This is a genomic window from Amycolatopsis echigonensis (assembly GCF_002846615.1).
Lineage (GTDB): Bacteria > Actinomycetota > Actinomycetes > Mycobacteriales > Pseudonocardiaceae > Amycolatopsis > Amycolatopsis echigonensis.
This window is the reverse complement of the sequence record NZ_PJMY01000001.1, coordinates 176,832-191,173: the sequence shown is the minus strand read 5'-3', so window position 1 is coordinate 191,173 and position 14,342 is coordinate 176,832. Positions and strand designations below refer to the sequence as shown.

16 protein-coding genes and 1 pseudogene are annotated in these 14,342 nt (G+C 69.1%); 9 read left to right on the top strand and 8 right to left on the bottom strand.

The genetic code is table 11. The features are described 5' to 3' along the window. Positions 1 to 5: 5 nt before the first annotated feature. Positions 6 to 908 (bottom strand): LysR family transcriptional regulator, encoded by a 903-nt coding sequence (locus ATK30_RS00845; protein WP_101433808.1) that lies wholly within the window; start codon positions 906 to 908, stop codon positions 6 to 8. 20 nt (positions 909 to 928) lie between these two features. Here ATK30_RS00845 and ATK30_RS00840 point away from each other — a divergent pair, with 20 nt between their 5' ends. The 4 genes from ATK30_RS00840 (at position 929) to ATK30_RS00830 (ending at position 3,193) form a co-directional block, all read left to right on the top strand. Further along, positions 929 to 1,252 carry a hypothetical protein gene (locus ATK30_RS00840; protein ID WP_143271328.1) on the top strand — a complete coding sequence of 108 codons (324 nt, stop codon included), beginning with the start codon at positions 929 to 931 and terminating at the stop codon, positions 1,250 to 1,252. Between the two features lie 161 nt (positions 1,253 to 1,413). After that, positions 1,414 to 1,587, top strand: a complete 174-nt coding sequence (locus ATK30_RS44935; protein ID WP_158242422.1) for a hypothetical protein — start codon at positions 1,414 to 1,416, stop codon at positions 1,585 to 1,587. A gap of 62 nt (positions 1,588 to 1,649) precedes the next feature. Then, positions 1,650 to 2,294, top strand: a complete 645-nt coding sequence (locus ATK30_RS00835; protein ID WP_101433806.1) for an NADPH-dependent F420 reductase — start codon at positions 1,650 to 1,652, stop codon at positions 2,292 to 2,294. A 119-nt stretch (positions 2,295 to 2,413) separates the two neighbouring features. Then, on the top strand, positions 2,414 to 3,193 hold the full coding sequence (locus ATK30_RS00830) for an inositol monophosphatase family protein (RefSeq protein ID WP_101433805.1): 780 nt from the start codon (positions 2,414 to 2,416) through the stop codon (positions 3,191 to 3,193). A gap of 493 nt (positions 3,194 to 3,686) precedes the next feature. Here ATK30_RS00830 and ATK30_RS00825 read toward each other — a convergent pair whose 3' ends face one another. Further along, positions 3,687 to 3,833, bottom strand: coding sequence for a cupin domain-containing protein (locus ATK30_RS00825; RefSeq protein WP_416332575.1), 147 nt, complete (start codon positions 3,831 to 3,833; stop codon positions 3,687 to 3,689). A 334-nt stretch (positions 3,834 to 4,167) separates the two neighbouring features. Continuing rightward, positions 4,168 to 4,791: a TetR/AcrR family transcriptional regulator gene (locus ATK30_RS00815; protein ID WP_101433803.1), complete on the bottom strand. Its 624-nt coding sequence runs from the start codon at positions 4,789 to 4,791 to the stop codon at positions 4,168 to 4,170. 29 nt (positions 4,792 to 4,820) lie between these two features. On the opposite strand from ATK30_RS00815, the gene ATK30_RS00810 reads away from it, so the two are divergent. Beyond that, positions 4,821 to 5,321 carry a cupin domain-containing protein gene (locus ATK30_RS00810; RefSeq protein ID WP_244194453.1) on the top strand — a complete coding sequence of 167 codons (501 nt, stop codon included), beginning with the start codon at positions 4,821 to 4,823 and terminating at the stop codon, positions 5,319 to 5,321. 508 nt (positions 5,322 to 5,829) lie between these two features. Here ATK30_RS00810 and ATK30_RS47620 read toward each other — a convergent pair. Then, positions 5,830 to 6,249, bottom strand: a pseudogene (locus tag ATK30_RS47620) (DNA-binding protein); the annotation flags it as partial. 197 nt (positions 6,250 to 6,446) lie between these two features. Between ATK30_RS47620 and ATK30_RS44930 the strand changes: the two are divergent. After that, the gene (locus tag ATK30_RS44930; RefSeq protein ID WP_158242421.1) at positions 6,447 to 6,599 is read left to right on the top strand and encodes a hypothetical protein; all 153 of its coding nucleotides are present in this window, start codon (positions 6,447 to 6,449) and stop codon (positions 6,597 to 6,599) included. A 240-nt stretch (positions 6,600 to 6,839) separates the two neighbouring features. On the opposite strand, the gene ATK30_RS00795 is transcribed toward ATK30_RS44930, so the two are convergent. Together ATK30_RS00795 and ATK30_RS00790 are read right to left on the bottom strand one after the other, a co-directional pair. Next, entirely contained in the window at positions 6,840 to 7,709 is an 870-nt protein-coding gene (locus ATK30_RS00795; protein WP_101433801.1) for an acyl-CoA thioesterase, read from the bottom strand. A gap of 357 nt (positions 7,710 to 8,066) precedes the next feature. Next, positions 8,067 to 8,678, bottom strand: a complete 612-nt coding sequence (locus ATK30_RS00790) for a TetR/AcrR family transcriptional regulator (RefSeq protein WP_101433800.1) — start codon at positions 8,676 to 8,678, stop codon at positions 8,067 to 8,069. Between the two features lie 65 nt (positions 8,679 to 8,743). Here ATK30_RS00790 and ATK30_RS00785 point away from each other — a divergent pair, with 65 nt between their 5' ends. From ATK30_RS00785 to ATK30_RS00780, 3 genes are all read left to right on the top strand, one after another. Continuing rightward, entirely contained in the window at positions 8,744 to 9,739 is a 996-nt protein-coding gene (locus ATK30_RS00785; RefSeq protein ID WP_101433799.1) for a VOC family protein, read from the top strand. Positions 9,740 to 10,284: 545 nt separating this feature from the next. Next, on the top strand, positions 10,285 to 10,749 hold the full coding sequence (locus ATK30_RS44925) for a hypothetical protein (RefSeq protein WP_158242420.1): 465 nt from the start codon (positions 10,285 to 10,287) through the stop codon (positions 10,747 to 10,749). Then, positions 10,746 to 11,474, top strand: coding sequence for a class I SAM-dependent methyltransferase (locus ATK30_RS00780; RefSeq protein WP_158242419.1), 729 nt, complete (start codon positions 10,746 to 10,748; stop codon positions 11,472 to 11,474). The genes ATK30_RS44925 and ATK30_RS00780 overlap by 4 nt, the downstream gene beginning before the upstream one ends. 377 nt (positions 11,475 to 11,851) lie before the next feature. Here ATK30_RS00780 and ATK30_RS00775 read toward each other — a convergent pair whose 3' ends face one another. Together ATK30_RS00775 and ATK30_RS00770 are read right to left on the bottom strand one after the other, a co-directional pair. Continuing rightward, complete coding sequence (locus tag ATK30_RS00775) at positions 11,852 to 13,093, bottom strand: amidohydrolase (protein WP_101433797.1); 1,242 nt, start codon at positions 13,091 to 13,093, stop codon at positions 11,852 to 11,854. After that, entirely contained in the window at positions 13,065 to 14,312 is a 1,248-nt protein-coding gene (locus ATK30_RS00770) for an MFS transporter (protein WP_101433962.1), read from the bottom strand. Before ATK30_RS00770 ends, ATK30_RS00775 begins: the two co-directional genes overlap by 29 nt. Between the last annotated feature and the right edge of the window lie 30 nt (positions 14,313 to 14,342).

The window sequence follows — 14,342 nt, the reverse complement described above, 5'->3', positions numbered from 1 at the left end:
GCGGATTACGGGGTGAAAAGGCTGTGCAGGGTGCGAATGGCTGTTTCCCGCAGCCAGCGGTGGGCGGGGTCGTTGTGGTGTCGCCGGTGCCAGAGCAGATGGAGGGGCACTTCGGGGAGTTCGAGCGGCAGCGGCAGAGTGATCAGGCCGAGCTGGTCGCGGGCGGCGCGGGTGGCCGCATCGGGCAACGTGACCACGACGTCGGTCTCCGTGACGAGTTGCAGCGCGGTGGCCGAGGTGGGGGCCGAGGCGATGACGCGGCGTTCGTGGCCGAGCGCGGTCAGCGCGTCGTCGATCTGGTCCCGCAGGCGGCCGCGCCGGGAGACCGTGAGGTGATCAGCCGCTGCGTATCGCTCGATGGTCACGGGCTGTCCTGCCAGCGGGTGATCAGGGCGGACGGCGACGGCGAGCCGGTCGTGGCCGACGAGGTGGTGGCGGATGTCGGGCAGCGACGGAGGCTCCGTGCCGGACGCCAGGTCGACTTCGCCGCGGCGCAGTTCGGGGGTGTCGTCGCCGGGTTCGGCGGTGAGACGCAGCCGTACACCGGGGGCCTGCCGGTGCACCGCGGCGATCAGTTCCGTGCCGCAGGCGGTGGTGAGGGCGTCGTGCCAGCGGACGGTGAACACCCGCTCCAGCGTGGCCAGGTCGAGTTCCGCATGAGGCGACAGCAACTGGTGAGCCTGCCGCACCAGGGTCTGGACCTCGGCTCGCATGGCCACCGCGCGCGCGGTCGGAATCATCTGGCGTCCGGAGCGGACCAGGATCTCGTCGCCGGTGACTTTGCGGATCCGCCCCAGCGAGCGGCTCATCGCGGGCGCGGTGACGTGCAGGCGCGCCGCGGCCCCGGCCACGCTGCCCTCTTCCAGCAGCGCGTCGAGCGCGGTGAGCAGGTTCAAATCCAGTTGCATAGCAGTAACTTTATGGGCGCATGGCTTATACCAGGACGATGGTGCCGCTCGGCCTGGCCGGTTGGTTCCTGGGCGTGCTGTTCGCCTGGGCGCTCGCGCCGGGATGGTTCGTCGCCGCTCCGGTCGTGGTGGTGCCGGGCGCGGCGCTGCTGATCGGGATCGGCGCGCACCTCGCACGGGCGACGCCGGGTCCCGGATCCCGGTTCGCCGCCATCACGGCGGTCGCGGGGGCGCTGGCCGGGGCGCTGGGCGCGAACTTCGCAGTGGAGTTCCGAGGCCGGCGAGATCGCGTCGAGATCACCGAGGCGGCTGCGACCGGGTCGCCGATGGGCCTGGGGGCATGAAGGCCAGGCGCAGCGGCACCAGAATCCAATTGCATGGCGGTAACTATTCAAGTGTCGACCATGCACTTGCTGTTAATGGAAGACGTCTTTACGTTGGTGGTGCGGGGCCGGAAAGAGCACTCACAGGTGCCCTGCTCGCGAAGGAATCCAGGGAGTACGTGATGAGCACGACCATGCCTTTCGCCCTCGACGCCGGGCTCGGGTCCGCGGGGCTGGAGAGCACCGGTCTCACCCTGCGTGAGGGTCCGGCGGAGGTCGTCGGCGAGATTCGCGCGAACGACGCGACGGTCCTCTCTGTCCTGCGCGAGCCGCTCGACGCCCGGGCCTCGACCTGACCGTCACCCACCAGAACCACCGAGACCATCCAAAACCAAGAGAGCACAAGGAGCATTCCGTCATGACCAGCATTGGCATCCTGGGCGCTGGCCGCGTCGGCACCAGCCTCGCCCGCGCCCTCGCCGCGGCAGGCCACCAGGTCACCCTCGGCGTTCGGGAGAACGACGAGGCGCCCAGCACGCCGTCCGCGGAGGGAACCGAGATCCGCTACGCCGATCACGCCGCCGCCGCCCGCACCGCCGACGTCGTGATCAACGCGACCCCCGGCGACAGCGCGCTGCAGCGGCTCACCGCCCTGCGGGACGAACTCGAGGACAAGATCCTCATCGATGTCTCCAACGCCACCGTCGACGCGGCCGACGGTCTGCCCGGGGACCTGTGCTACCCCGGCAGCAGCCTCGCGGAACAGCTCCAGGAAGCACTGCCTGGCACCCGGGTCGTCAAGACCCTCAACACGATGCTGTTCATGGTCATGACCGCCCCCGCGGCACTGAGCACCCCGCCCACCGCTTACCTGTCCGGAAACGACGAGCAGGCCAAGGAAACCGTCGCCGGCCTCCTCGGCGACCTCGGCTGGCAGCCCGCCTGGATCGAGGACCTCGGCGACGTTGGCACCGCCCGTGCCACCGAAGCGATGATCCTCGTCGTCCCGCACATCCTGCGCCGCCACGGCTTCACCCCGTTCGCGGTCTCCCTCGCCCGCTGACTCCGCCTCGCTTGCGGCGATGCCCGGGAGGACTCCGCGCTGAGGGAGCCGGTCTCGCGGGCGGGGACGCCGTAAGTCGCCCCCCTTTTTTTTGGATTATCGACTTCCAGGAGCTGTACATGACTCAGGATTTGGTGCGTGCCACGACCGCCGCTGTCCGCCAGGCGGGCGCCCGGCTGCTGAAGCGCTACTCCACCGCCACCCGCCAGCCGGGGCTGCCCGAACTGCTCGCCGATCTGCGCGCCAATGACCTGACGGTCGTCGACGTGCTGGAACCCGCGCTGGCCGAGATCGTTCCCGAGGCGCGCTGGCTCAACGACGAGCACGGTTCCGGCCCGCTGCCCGAGGGCGAGTGGTGGCTGATCGACCCGGTGGGCGGCAACCTCAACGCCGTGCACGGGATGACCGATTGGAACATCGGGGTGAGCCTGGTCCGGGACGGCCGTCCGGTGCTCGCGGTGCTGTACTTCCCGCTGCTGGACGAGATGTTCACCGCCACCGAGGGCGGCGGCGCCTTCCTCAACGGCGTGCCCGTGCGGGTCTCGGACAAGCAGTCCCTCGACGGCGCGCTGACCGGCACCGGCCAGGCTCAGCCCGGCACGACCGTCACCTTGGCCGACCGCACGGGCGCTGCGTTCGCCGCGATGTCCAAGGCGGCGCTCTACGTCCGGATCTCGGTGCCGGTCAGCCACCAGCTCGCCCAAGTCGCAGCGGGCCGGATGGACGTGCACTGGCAGTTCGACAACGTCCGGGCCCACGCCGCCGGCGTCCTCCTGGTGCTGGAGGCCGGCGGAGTGGTCACCGACCTCCAGGGCAAACCGTGGGAGATCACCTCGGAAAGCTACCTGGCCGCCGCCCCCGGGGTGCATGCCGCCGCGCTCGAAATCCTCGCCGCCTGACCCTGCTGCACAACGAAAACGCCGCGAAAACGGCCGAGGCGGCGGGCCAAGCAGCCGCCTCGGCGAACCACCACACCCGCCCGTCACGACAACCAAGCAGCCACCCGCGAAATCCCGGGCAGCGGCCTCGATTTTCCCCGGCGACGAGCGGGCGCCTTGAGGTTCCTCACCGACGACGCGCGCGTCGCGGCTGATGCCGAAGTCCGCACAGGGCACAGCGTGTGTCCAGACCGAGCTGGCAACTGCCTCTCTGGCCGCGACCAGCGCGTACTGCACGTAGAGGTCCATCCGCCCGGTCTGGCGGGCCGTCGGGCCCCGCTCGCCCGGGTCGAAGTCGCACTCGGCCGCGATCTGGGAGGGGAACGACGACGCATCGAAACGCGTGATGCGCCGGGTCGCGGTGCGTCCGTCCACCAGCAGCGCCCCAACGCCTTGGCCCCATTCCCGCCCGGCGCGACCACCCCGACCCCGGTGACCGCCACTCTCCTGCCGGTCACGACTGCACCTCCTGCCCGGCGACGGGACCCTCCAGGCCGACGTGGCCGAGTTCGGGCCGCGGCGCGAGGGGACCGAGGTGGAACACAAGGAAGGCCGCGTCGTCGCCGGTGTTGACCAAACGGTGCGGCGTGTGTTCCAGCACCAGCAGTCCCTGGCCGACCACAGCGACGCCCAGCAGGCAGAGGTGATCGAGACGGGCATCACCCGGCGTGCGAGAGGGGTGCGACCAGCGTTAAGCGACGCTCGGGTGGCGGCAGCGGGCGTGCCGCCGATCACGATGCCGCGCGGGTTGCGCGGAGACCCCGCCTGGCTCGGCTTGAGCGGGTGAGGCAGCTGCGCGGCGGGATCTCTCGATCGAGCGCGGAGAAGAGTTGCCCTTTCGGTGGTTCTGTTTGCGCGGCGGCCGATCGCGGGCTCATTCGGCGAGCCGGTCGGGCAGTCGCGGTGCGCGCCGGTCGGACGGGTGGCGGTGGGTGTCAATGCCGGGGGGTGTTGGGTTTGTGGTGGAAGAGTGCGGAGGTCAGTGTCTCGGTTGCGGTGCGGGCGGCTGCTGCGGTGTCGCCGTCGAGGGTGTCGAGCAGGGTTTGCCAGCCGGCGTGGCTGGTGAGGGTGTAGGTCAGGGCCAGGGCTGCCGGGGCGGAGATCGCGAGTTTGCCGTCTCGGCGGGCGCGTTCGATGACGTTGGTCAGGAGGGTGCGTCGCCATCGGCGGATCGCGCGGATCTGTTCGTCGAGTTCTGGTGCGTCGCGTTGGGCGAGCAGGACGGTGAGGCGGGGGCCCATTTGTGCGTAGCGGGTGTAGTAGGCCTCGACGATGTGCTGCAGCTGGTGTTCGGGCGGGGCGTCGGGCAGGCCGAGTGCTTCGATGGCTCCGCGGGTCTGGGCGGTGTGGTGGGTGAACGCCGCGGTGAGGAGGGTGTCGCGGCTGGAGAAGTGGTTGTAGAGGGTGCGCGGGGCCATGTCGGCTCGGTCGGCGATTTCCTGCATGGTGACTGGCTGGCCGCCGGAGGCGACCAGGGCGTCCAGGGTCGCGTCGAAGATGCGGGTCCGCGCCTGTTCGCTGGCGCGGCGGCGGGTGTGCATGGAGTAGCGGCGCGGCATGGTTCCAGTCTACTCATTTACATGCAGGCATGCGTGCAATAAAATTCGTGGTCGCGGCATCTGCTCCTGGTGCGACGGCCCCGTTGAGCCGCGCGCCGGGCGGCGGGGCCGAGCGTCCGGCGTCCGCCGGGCGGACCTCGAACCTGTTCGGTGAGGTAGTCATGACCAGTGATTCGGCCGCCGCTCTGGACCCTGCGGTCACGAACCCCGAGCATTACCAGGTGGTGTTCGAGAACGAGCGGGTCCGCGTGCTCGAATACACCGACAAGCCGGGCGACCGCACCACTCGCCACGCGCATCCCGACAGCGTGCTGGTCGTGCTCAGCTCGTTCCGCCGTCGGATGTACGCCGCCGACGACAGCGCGCACGACCTGGAGCTGACCGCGGGGAAGGTCGGCTGGCTGGCCGCGCAGCAGCATGCCGGGCACAACATCGGCGACACCGACAGCCATGCCCTGTTCATCGAGCTCAAGGAGGGGGCCCGGACGGAGACCGGGGTCCTCGGGCCGGTGGGGCCCGCCGTGCGCTGACGCCGCGCCGGCACGATCCGATGCTGCCCGAGCGCTATCGCGGGCAAGAGCATGTTCGGCACGGTCGCGCGTGCGGGCAGGGGGTCCTTAGCCCTGGGGCGGTGTCGTCGCTGACCCGGCAGAGACACGGTTTCGCCGGCCCCGGCCGGATGCGGCGGCCACTCGAGACGACCCGCTCTGGCGTCGACCGCATGCGCGACCAGCATTGCTGGGCATTTCAGGCGAAGGGCGTCAAGGCTGTCGCTTCTCTGGTCTAGGCACCTGGTATTCGACCGGAATGTGATGTTGCGATTGGAGCTGGCTGTTGGACGGTCGGGTCGAGGAGCTGGTCAGTAGGCCGCGGCATGCTGTGGGACTCGACGACAAGCGCCCCGCGGGCTTACGCAAGCAGACGCAACCCGCGGGGAACAGCTAGACCAGGAATCGCCTTATCACCGTGCTCGTCGCCGCGCCGTATCTGTGGCTGCGCTACTTCGTCCTCTGACCCGAAGGAAGGCCTCGCGACGGGTCAGGAGCTGCGGCGGGTGGTGACGCCGCGGCGGAGGTCGCCGGGCAGGGGGCGGACGCGTTGGAGGTCGCGGTGGCGGCTGGAGCGGAGTTGCCAGGGGACGCTGGTGACCATGACGCCGGGTTCGAACAGGAGTCGTCCTTTGAGCCGCAGGGAGCTTTGGTTGTGGAGGATGTTTTCCCACCAGCGGCCGACGACGTATTTGGGGATGTAGACGCAGACGACGTCGCGGGGGCTGGTGCGGGCGTGGTTTTTGACGTAGGAGACAACGGCGGGGCGGGTGATTTCGCGGTAGGGGGATTCGATGACCTTGAGCGGGATCTTGGTGCCGCGTTGTTCCCATTGCCGTTGGAGTTCGCGGGTTTCGGCGTCGTCGACGTTGACGGTGATGGCGGTGAGCGTGTTGGGCCGGGTCGGACGCGGGCAGCTGGGACGCGAAGCCGCGGCGGGACACGGAGTTCTCGCTGACCGAGCGCGGTCTCGCGGTCGCGGCGGTGCTGTCCGACTGGGACGTGTGGGTCGCGGTGTGCGAGCAATACCTGCGCGACCGGTGACGCATTCGCACCTGGCCGCACCGGTCACAGCGGACGGGGCGGTGGCTCGTCGGGACCGCGTTCGTGTTCTCGGCGGCCGGGCATCCCGGGCGGGCGTTCGCGAACGACGTCGTGTGCGGTGTCCTGCTGCTGATTCTCGGGCTGACCAGCGCGGTCCTGACTTACCGGCAGCGCGCGGAGGCGCGCCGGGCGGCCGGTGCCGCGCGGGGGATGTGAGGAATCCCGCAACGCTGTCCGTACGCAATTGTTGCATACTGCAACGGTGGTGACGGGCGATGGTGCGGGGAAACGCGGGCTGCCGGTTCCGGTGCGGCCGCCGGTGGGCCGGTGGGTGCGGGAGAGCCGCGCGGGGCTGGTCGGGCTGGCGGTGCTGATCGGGGCGGGCGCGGGGCTGGGCGCGGTGGTGTTCCGGTGGCTGATCACCACGTTCACGCACGTGTTCTCCGGGCACGCGGACTATTCGGACGCGGGGCGGGCGGCGCATTCGTGGTTCCCGGCGCTGGGGCCGTGGTTCCTGCTGCTGGCCCCGGTGCTCGCGGGTCTGGTGTACGGGCCGCGGTTGAAGGTTCGCCCGTCGGACTCGATCCGGCTGCGCTGAACGAAGAGCAGCCATTCGTGGCTGCGCAGCTCGCGGAGGTCGGTGTGGAACCACATGGCGTGGTCGAGCGAGGCCAGCACCGCGCCCTCGGGACGGGCTCGCCCGGCCAGCCAGCCGAAAGCGGTCGGGGAGAGGCTGACGTCGCTCAGGTAGGCGAGCCCGCATGCCTGTGCGACGGCATCGGAGCCGAGGTTCTCGCAGGTGCGCAACCAGCTCGCCCGGGCCAGCTCGCCGGGCAGCGCACCCGGCAGCGGCCCCGCCTCGCGGTATTCGAGCGTTCCCCTGACCGGCCAATCCGACTCTCGGCCGGCGAATCCGTCGGGAGAGTCCTCGGGCGCGGCGATACCGGCAGGGAGGCTCACGTGCCGTAGGTACGCATCGCGCTCGGCTTGCTTGAACGACGCGGTCATGGTGAAGACGTGCCGTCCGTTCTGGGTCCCCTCGACTCGCACGACCGAGTAGTTCCGTCCCGCCCGCAGCGATGCCGCCTCGAACCCGACCGGAACCGCCGGATCGACGGAGGCCAGGAAGTACGCGTGGAGCGAGTGCGGACCCCGCCCCGCCTCCGCCGTGTCCCCCGCGGCAGCCAGCGCGTGCGCGAGGACGGCACCGCCGTAGCCGCGGGTGCGCACCCTGCCGCTGTGGCATTGGCCGAGGTAGCCGCCCGAGCCGGCCCGCTCGAGGCCGACGATCCGGCCGACGCCGAGCCGCTCGGCATGACGCGTCATCGCACTTGTCTCCGTTCACCTTCGAACAAAGGTCAAGTTAAGACGGGGAACCGGGGACGACAACCACCGAAGACGTGATCAGACCATGAGGCCTTGCCTATCACCGCGTACGGATCACGCCGGCAGCCATGGTGGTCCGGCGGGCAAAGCAGTGCCCTGTGGTTGCCGTCCTCCGGGCGTTCGTCGAGGAAGGGTGCTGCTCCCGCTGGTCAACGTGGACGGCAGGGAGAGCAACTCATGGGCGCACAGTGGGCGTCTTTCCTGCCGCCGCGCAGACCCGCCCGCGGGTCTCGGTGTCGTGTCGCCTCTTCAGCGGAAACGTGCGCGACAGCGGTGACGACCGGGTCAGGGGGCTGGTCAAGGCTGCTGGGGGCGGGGCCAGCTTTGCTTGAGCTGGGTGATCATGTCGACGAACAACGCGAAACTGCGGTCGACGCGCTCTCGGTCGCCGGTAGCGGTCAGGTCGAGTTGCAGACCCCTGGCCTGCGCGACGACCATCGAGGCCACCAGGGGCACCTGCTCAGCTGGGCAGCCTTCCGCCGCGACGATGGTTTCCATCAGCGTCAGCGAGTCGTGGACGACCTGGTGGAGAAAGCGCGCGTAGCGCTCGGGCTCCCGCACGGCCAGCGCGTGCACCTCGAACAGCAGCCGATAGAAGGCGAGCTTGTCCGCGGTGGTCGTCGACCGCCACCAGCAGGTCAAGTTAGCCAGGCCGGGCGGTGATCCGGCCAGGGCAGCAGCGTCGGCCAGTCGTTGGCGCAGCAGCTCGATCACCTCGGTGAGCAGGTTCTCCTTGGAACCGAAATGGTGCAGCAGCGTCCCATGGCTGACCCCGATCGCATTAGCCAGCGGCCGCATCGACAGGCCGCTGACGCCATGCGCCAGGGCGTAGTCGGCGACGTTGTCCAGTAACTCCGGCCGTCGGTGCTGGTAACGCAGGCTCCTGCCGTCAGCGCGCTCGGTGTTCACCGGGCTGACGGTACGTGACCGCAGTTAGGTTGACCAGCTGGTCGAGCTATCTTACGGTGCTCGGCATGAGCCACGACATCGGGCACCTGCACCACGTCGGCCACATCGTCAGCGACATGATCGAGGCGCTCGCGCTCTACCGACGGCTCGGCTTCAGCTTGCCTGCCCCGGCCTACCCCGCGCTGCCCCCGCGCGACGGGAGCGCGCCCGTGCCGGTCGGAGCGGCGAACACCCATGCCGAGTTCCCGCGCAACTTCGTCGAACTCGTGACCTGCGTGCGCGAGGGCGAGGACAGCCGGATCCCCAGTGACGCCAAGATCGTGCCGCTGCAGGCCCCTGCCGAGGCGCTGGCGGAAATCCGGGACCGGATCGTCAACGCCGGCGACATGGTCGCCGAACGCCTGGACCGTTTCGAAGGCCTGCACATTCTCATGTTCTCCGCTCCCGATGTGGACGCCGTCGCCGCTCGATTGCGTGCGGCCGGGGTGGGCCACGGCGGGGTGACCACCGTCGGGCGCCCGATCGAGGCCAGCGGTGGGACTCGGGTCGAGCCGATCCGTTTCCTGGAGATCGACAGCGGCGAGCCGGCGGCGAGGTCGGCGACTGTGCCGGAGGGACGAGTCGGCGTCGTCGCGGACCTGGACCCGCAGACCCAGACGGCACGGCTGACCGACCACCCCAACGGCGCCTTCGACTTGGTCGAGGTCGTTTCTTGCGTCGCCGGAGCCGATCTCGTCGAAACCGAAGCCCGGTACCAGGACTACCTCGGTCGCCCGGCGCGAGCGGACGGGCCGGCACGGGTCTTCGACCTCGACGGCGCCAGGTTGGTCATCCTGCCCGAATCCGACCTCGCCACGTTCCTGCCTGGGGAACACGCGGCCGCCCTGCCTGCCTTCGTCGCCTACGCGGTCGCCGTGCGGAATATCGCACGCACCGAGGAACTCTTGCGGAACAACGGGTTCCCGCTCGAGCGAACGGGGTCCGGCGATCTGTTCGTGCCCGCCGCCTCCGCGCTCGGAGCCGCGATCATCTTCCGTCAGGCCACGCACGGTCGTGGTTGAGGTCTGGGCCGCGTGGGCAAACGACCGAACGCCGATCCGGTAATCATCCGTTGCGGGTAAAGAGAATCTCCCTGACGATGTCGTATACGGCATCCGTACGACATCGCTAGTGCGATTACGACCTCGGTCGTGAGAACCTCCAGCCGATCGCGGGGCCAGCGACCCGGCCGGAAAACGCGATCTGCACCTCGCGCGAACCGGGACTGCCGGTTGGACGGCATGAGCAAGGTAGTGCAGCCCGCCGGGAGGCTGCGTCCGTGCAAGCGCACCGGGATCGAAGCGGGTCATCGCCGACGACGAGTTATCGGGCACCGGACCAGCCTCCTTGCGGTCACGCTTACCGTGTCAGCCAGTTCGGCTGATTCGGGCATTCTCGCCCAGCCAGTACAGGGTGAAAACCCTCAATCATCCGGCGATTCCCGTTTCCTCGTCGACGAGTCTGCGGCACCGAGGCACGCGGCATTCCCGTCATCGGCAGGGGAATTCAAGTCCACTTTTCCCTGAAACGCGTCACGGAAGGCGCGAACGACAACTACGATGACAAGGTGATCCTGGGTATGGGCATCGGGTGTCGCGGGTTCTGCGGCAATCTCGCACGGCCCGACCTGACCGTCCGGGCGGCTGTGGGGCGGTCGACCTCGGCGGCTGGCAGATCGGACGCCATCCTCGATAAGGGCCGATGCCATGAGTGGAGAGCCGATGTTTCGTGCGGCCGCGCCGGAGCATTCGACTGGCGCGTCGCGTTGGGCGGGGTTGGCAGCGGGGTGGCGGGATGGACCGCAGCGGTGCTGCTGGTCGTGCGCGCTGTGCCGACGCTGGGGCAGGATCTTCTGTACGAGGCGGGCGGCATCTCCTCGGCCCGCCTGAACGCCGACGACTGGTTGGTCGTCCGCTGGCGGCTGATGCTGTGGACGCCATGGGTTCTGATCGGTGCGATGCTGTTCGCTCTCGCACTTCATCAGCGGCGCCGACGGCGTCTGTCCGGGAACACCGACGTGGAGGTGTCATGACTGAGCAGGCGGCCCAAGCGTTCAACGCTGCGCTTGACCTCTATGACCGGGTGCGGCCCGGATATCCGCGTGACGCGCTCGACTACGCACTGCCCGAGCCGGTTGGCACGGTGCTGGACCTGGGGTCGGGTACCGGAAAGCTGACCGCCGCGCTGGTGGGCCGGGCCGGCACTGTCATCGCGGTCGATCCGTCTGCTGACTCGCTCGAGCGCCTGCGTTCGAAGCTGCCAGGCGTGGTCACCCGGGTGGGCACGGCGGAACACACCGGATTGGCCGACTCGTCCGTGGATGCCGTCGTGGTCGGCGCGGCCTTTCATTGGTTCGCACGCCCGGACGCCGATCAGGAGATCGCGCGTGTCCTCTCACCGGGCGGCAGCGTCACTCTGCTGTGGAACCCGATCGACTCCGTTGATCCGGTCCAGCAGGTGTTCGCGGACGTCCGGCGCAGTGCGGGCCTGACCGGCGACGAGTTCGACGACAAGATCGTGCTTGACCGTCAATGGTTCGGCCCCACCGCGCGCGCCGAGTTCTGCGAGCACAGATCGGTGTCGGTCGAGTCTTTGGTGGACCAGCTCGCGTCGCGGTCCTACGTCCTGACCATGCCCGCGAACCGCCGCGCCCGCGTGCTCGAGGAAGTGCGCCGGACGCTCGGCACGTTGGCCGCCGACGGCGTGCTCAGCGTGAGGTATCGGACCACGGCGCTCCGTGCCGTCACCGAAATCTGATGCCCAGCAAGGACGCGCGGCCTCCCCAGTCTCCGAAGGGCGGCAGCGGCGGTGTCTGGTTTTCGTTGGCATCGTGACCGGGCTCCGGTTCGGTACTTCGAGAGGGATTCGCCGGTGGGGGATTCGTTCGGTGGCGGGTCGGAGGGGCGTACGAGGTCCTGAGTGACCGGGCGCGTGGCCGACGGAGCCGAGGAGAGTGGGCAGCAGGACCTTGCAGGACCGCACTTGCGAAGACCAAGTTCAAGGCTCAGGGGGTCCCGTGATTGCTTGTCGTTCCGTGTCGACGTGTCCCGCGAGATGGCCCTGGGGCGTCCCCGGGTCCGCGATCCCGGCACGACGTCGCGTGCGACTTCTGTCCCCGGCATGAGATCAAGCTGTTAGAACCACGCTGCGGCGGCCGCCAGGAGGAAGCGAATTCCCGCGGGCACGGCCAGCTCAGGTGACGGGGCGTAGCGTGGCGAATGGTTGGACGGAAGGTTCGCTGGGAGTCTCTCCTGCTTCAGCAGTTCGGTATCGGCCGGACTGAATCGCGCTGGATCAGTACCGCCGAAATGCCAGAAGACGGACGGGCAGCCGGCGGCGGCCGCGAACTGGCCAAAGTCCTCGCTGGCGGCCAGCGGCATCGGCAGCGTATGCGTTGTAGCGCCGGTCGCGGCAATGGCCTCCAGCACCTGCGCGGTCACGCCAGGCGTGTTAATCGTGAGCGGAAACGGATCGTACAACTCGATTTCCGGCGCCTTCGGCGCGTTGGACGCGGTGGCCTCGGCATGGACGATCTGCTCGATGGTCGCCAAAGCCTCCGCACGAGCGCGGTCGCTGAACGTGCGGAGGCTCAGCACCAGTTCGGCGTCGTCGGGGATGATGTTGGCGGCCGTCCCTGAGCGCAGCGCGCCCACGGTAAGTCCCGTGGCCGGGGACAGCGGGGCCTGTTGCGCGGTGAAGGTTTGCAGGCGCATCACCACTGCGGCAGCGAGCACGACCGGGTGCACAGCCATGTGCGGTGTCGAGGCATGTCCGCCCGCGCCGTGCAACGTCACGCGCAAGCTGTCGGCGGCGGCCATCAAAGTTCCCTCGCGCGATACGACCACTCCGGCGGGAAGCGGGCCGACGTGCTGGCCAAGACAGACGTCGGGACGTGGGAAGCGGTCCAGCAGGCCGTCGTCGAGCATCGCCCGCGCTCCTTTGCCTGTTTCCTCCGCTGGCTGGAAAACGGCCACGACGGTGCCGCCCCAAGCCTCGGGGTTTCGAGCGAGTTGTCGGCAGGCGCCGAGCAGGCAGGCCACATGCATGTCGTGACCGCAGGCATGCATGAGCCCGGGCTGTGTGGACGCGTAGGGGAGGCCGGTGTGCTCTTGTACCGGAAGCGCGTCCATGTCGGCTCGAAGCAGGACTACTGGGCCGGGGCCGCTGCGCAGAATGCCGACGACTCCAGTGCCGCCAACGCCCTCGACGACGTCCCAGCCGCCCATCGCGCGCAGCTCGCGGGCCACGAGGCCGGCAGTGCGGTATTCGTTGAACGCGACCTCCGGGTGGGCGTGCATGTCCCGGTAGACCTCCTGCCAGTGCGGAAGGTGCGCGGACAAATCTTTCTCAAGGCCGTGGTGCGTCTGCATGTCCATCGGTGTGCTCCGGGAGTCTCGTGACGGTGCTGAAGCGGGCGAGGAAAGACTTGGTCGTCTGCGGTACGCACAACACGGCGAGGATGGCCAGCACCGGGCCGACTATCAGCATCGTGAGCGCGGCAGTGTAGGAGTAACGGTCGACGACGTAACCGACGACGGCCGGGGTGATGATTCCTGACAGCTGCCCGCCGAAGAGGATCAGCCCCGCGGCCACGCCGTTGAGATTCGCTGGAAGGCTGCGCAGCGGAACCGAAAAGCAGGGGATGTAGCACAGCCCGGCGGCGGCGCTGAGTGCCGTGCCGCAGACGACGAACAGCGTGGCCGAAGGCAGTCTCGGCAGCAGGAAGAGCAGCGCCGCTACGGCCGTCATCGCGGGGACGATGATACGACGCGGCCTGCCTCGGAACCGGTCCGACAGGCGGCCCCCGACGATCGCGCAGACCGCGGCCGCGACCGTCGGGCCGATCGCGGCGAGCCCGGCTTGGCTGATCGGCACGCGGTAGCGCTCCACCAGGTACGACGCGGACCACGAGTTCAGTCCCCAGACAACGACGTCGTAGGCGAAGAACATCAGCGCAAATCCCCACATCACCGGCGAACGCAACAGCGTCGACGTGGCGCCGCGCGCCTTTCGCACTGCGCCGGTCTGCACTTCTGGCAGCGGCGGAGGCATCCAGCGCCGGATCGCGACCAGGGCCACGAGACCCAGGACAGAGACCGCGGCGAACATGGCCCGCCAGTCCCACGACGACAGCAATGCCGAGGCCAGCAGACCTGCGAGAAGAGTTCCGACGGCGTTGGAACTCTGCACCCAGCCATTCGCGGTGTTGCGCTCGGCCGGCGCGCTCCGCGCGCCCAACGTGTTCAGCGCCGCTCCCGGGAACATGCCTTGCGCGGCACCGAAGAAGCAGCGTACTGCCAGGAGCGCGCCGAATGACCACGCAGCGGCGGTCAGGCCGGTGAACCCTGACCACAGCATCACCGCGAGGCACGCGATCCGGACGCCCCCGAACCGGTCGGACAGGATCCCGCCGGGGATCTGAAAAAGCGCATACGCGGCGAAAAACGCCGAGATGATCAAGCCGCGTTCGCCGTGCGAAAGACCGAAGGTCTCGCCGATCGACGGCAGCGCCAGGTTGATGACCTGCCGGTCCACGTAGTCGATGGTCCACGCGACGAAAAGCAGTGCCACGGTGATCCGCGTCGTTTTCCGCACCACACGCTCCCTTCTGCTTATGGCGCACCG

Excerpts from the sequence above, each read along its gene's own strand:
- ATK30_RS00845 (WP_101433808.1), bottom strand. The coding sequence starts at position 908 with ATGCAACTGGATTTGAACCTGCTCACCGCGCTCGACGCGCTGCTGGAA.
- ATK30_RS00840 (WP_143271328.1), top strand. The coding sequence starts at position 929 with ATGGCTTATACCAGGACGATGGTGCCGCTCGGCCTGGCCGGTTGGTTC.
- ATK30_RS44935 (WP_158242422.1), top strand. The coding sequence starts at position 1,414 with ATGAGCACGACCATGCCTTTCGCCCTCGACGCCGGGCTCGGGTCCGCG.
- ATK30_RS00835 (WP_101433806.1), top strand. The coding sequence starts at position 1,650 with ATGACCAGCATTGGCATCCTGGGCGCTGGCCGCGTCGGCACCAGCCTC.
- ATK30_RS00830 (WP_101433805.1), top strand. The coding sequence starts at position 2,414 with ATGACTCAGGATTTGGTGCGTGCCACGACCGCCGCTGTCCGCCAGGCG.
- ATK30_RS00815 (WP_101433803.1), bottom strand. The coding sequence starts at position 4,791 with ATGCCGCGCCGCTACTCCATGCACACCCGCCGCCGCGCCAGCGAACAG.
- ATK30_RS00810 (WP_244194453.1), top strand. The coding sequence starts at position 4,821 with ATGCGTGCAATAAAATTCGTGGTCGCGGCATCTGCTCCTGGTGCGACG.
- ATK30_RS00795 (WP_101433801.1), bottom strand. The coding sequence starts at position 7,709 with ATGACGCGTCATGCCGAGCGGCTCGGCGTCGGCCGGATCGTCGGCCTC.
- ATK30_RS00785 (WP_101433799.1), top strand. The coding sequence starts at position 8,744 with ATGAGCCACGACATCGGGCACCTGCACCACGTCGGCCACATCGTCAGC.
- ATK30_RS00780 (WP_158242419.1), top strand. The coding sequence starts at position 10,746 with ATGACTGAGCAGGCGGCCCAAGCGTTCAACGCTGCGCTTGACCTCTAT.
- ATK30_RS00775 (WP_101433797.1), bottom strand. The coding sequence starts at position 13,093 with ATGGACATGCAGACGCACCACGGCCTTGAGAAAGATTTGTCCGCGCAC.